Origin of the sequence: Henriciella sp. (genome assembly GCF_049649345.1) — a bacterium.
Taxonomy (GTDB): domain Bacteria; phylum Pseudomonadota; class Alphaproteobacteria; order Caulobacterales; family Hyphomonadaceae; genus Henriciella.
On record NZ_JBARZC010000648.1, the window covers coordinates 1 to 2,045 of the forward strand.

The 2,045-nt window shown below is 60.4% G+C and carries 3 protein-coding genes and 1 pseudogene; all 4 read left to right on the top strand.

Going from position 1 to position 2,045, the window contains the following annotated elements; genetic code table 11:
• Positions 1-263: pseudogene (locus WA989_RS17790) on the top strand (NAD(P)/FAD-dependent oxidoreductase); the annotation flags it as partial.
• A 28-nt stretch (positions 264-291) separates the two neighbouring features.
• Positions 292-969 carry a M23 family metallopeptidase gene (locus WA989_RS17795; RefSeq protein WP_424341810.1) on the top strand — a complete coding sequence of 226 codons (678 nt, stop codon included), beginning with the start codon at positions 292-294 and terminating at the stop codon, positions 967-969.
• Between the two features lie 61 nt (positions 970-1,030).
• A complete protein-coding gene (locus tag WA989_RS17800) occupies positions 1,031-1,726 on the top strand; it encodes a DUF6498-containing protein (RefSeq protein WP_424341811.1) in 696 nt (231 codons plus the stop codon).
• Positions 1,727-1,754: 28 nt separating this feature from the next.
• A partial coding sequence (locus WA989_RS17805) for a TetR/AcrR family transcriptional regulator (RefSeq protein ID WP_424341812.1) occupies positions 1,755-2,045 on the top strand: 291 nt, incomplete at its 3' end.

Here is a 2,045-nt window from a genome sequence, read left to right on the forward strand (position 1 = left end):
TCCTTGGCCTTGCCCAGCCCCTGCCGACGCTGGTCAATTTCGCCGAGCAGCAGTCAAAGTTGTGTGCAGCGAAGATTGCCGGCGAATATGAATTCCCGCCGCGCGAGGAGATGGAGAAGACCATTGTCGAGGACGAAAAATTCCATACAGGCCATTTCTACGATGCGCCGCGCCACACCATGCAGGTGGACTTTAACGCTTATGTAAAAGACCTTATGAAAGAGATCGAGCGGGGGCAGAAACGGGCCGGCGCCATGGCGTGAGGCGCGTGAGCGAGCGGATCCGAGGCCGATGAAACAAATAGCGATTGCCGTCCTTTTCATCTCGTTCTGGGTGGCAAGCTGCGCCTCCCCGCGCCAGCTCGTCGAGCCGCCGCGAGCGATTACCAGTACGTCTTCGGTTGTCGCCGAGCAGGGCCCGTTCAAGCCGGACGCCAATCTCTATCTCTGCCCGAACAGCACGATCACCAACGCGTTCGAGGCTGATTCCAATGACCGCATCCTGAACTTCAATCCGGTTATTCTGGTGGACGGCAAGGTCGTGATGACGCCGGTGCCTGTGAACGCGGCCTGCATGACGTCAGGCTTCGGCACACGGTTCGGGCGCACCCATAAAGGGCTCGATATCCAGGCCGGCACCGATGCGACCATCTATTCGGCCGCGCCCGGCATCATCCGGGAAGCCGGCTTCAGTACCGGCTTTGGCAATTATGTCGTGATCGACCACGGCCAGGGCATCTTCACGCGTTACGCCCACATGGCGCGGTTTGGCCCCGGCGTGGCGCAGGGCGTGACCATCGGCTTCGGCCAGCCGCTGGGTATTATCGGCCAGTCTGGAAACGCGACCGGCATCCACCTGCATTTCGAAGTCCTGACCGGCAATTACAACACGCCGAAAAAGTCCTTCGGGCTGACGGCGCGTGATCCGCTTTCATTTCCGCCCTATACAGGGTTTGGCGCAGGCAGTTAGGTCCGTGCGAAAACCGGGAGAGGGGGAGGCCTGTGAGCGTCGACACTGAGGCAAACGCGGCGTGCTGAACTGGCTGAAGCCGGACGCGCTCGCCGAAGCGTATCGCGACCCGGTCTCTTGGGCGATCCTCGCCGTCGACCTGTTCCCGCTCTATGCCATCCTCCAATTTGGCTGGGACGCTACTTCTCTGGTCTTTCTCTACTGGCTGGAAAACCTTGTCATCGGGGCGGTCACGCTTCTGCGCATGGCCGCTGCGAGCATCAAGAACGGCCTGGCCGGCGGGGTGGCCATGCTCTTCTCGGGCCCGTTCTTCACCTTCCACTATGGCATGTTCTGCTTCGTGCACGGCGTGTTTCTCATGGTGTTCGCCGAGATCAGCAGGGGCCGCGAGCCGCCCTTCCCGACACCGGTCGGCCTCGTGGAATTCGCCCTGGGCTCGGGCGCGCACATGATGGTCTTCGTCGGGGCGATATTCGCGCTGCAGCTCTTTCTCTTTTTCCGTGATTTCATCGGGCGCGGCCAATGGCGCGAAACCGAGATGGCAGCTGAAATGATGAAGCCCTATGGCCGGATCATCCTGCTGCATGTCGGCATCTTTGTCGGGTTCGGCCTGATGATGGCCCTCAACGCGCCGATGCTGGGCATACTTGCCTTGATCCTGATGCGCACGCTCTGGGGCATCTACCAAACGGTGCGGCGCAGGCTCAATCTGGACGAGACTACTGCAATTAAAGTTGACGAGCCGTCACGAATTTGATTGCTGGGGGCAGGTCAGAAGGCGCGACATGAAGACTGTAGCAAAACTTGCACAAAGCGCCGGCAAGCGCGAACGCACGAAAGCCGCGAACCGCGAAGCCATACTGGCAGCGGCCCGCCGTGTCTTTGCGCGTCTCGGTCTCGATGCAACGACCGTGCGCGACATCATCCGCGAAACCGATCTCGCCGCGGGAACCTTCTACAATTATTTCAGGTCCAAAGAGGAAGTCTTCCAGGCGCTTGCCGATGAAAGCACCAAACGCTTCCGCCCGCGCCTGCAGACAGTGCGCGCAAAGGCGACCACGTTCGAGGAATATATC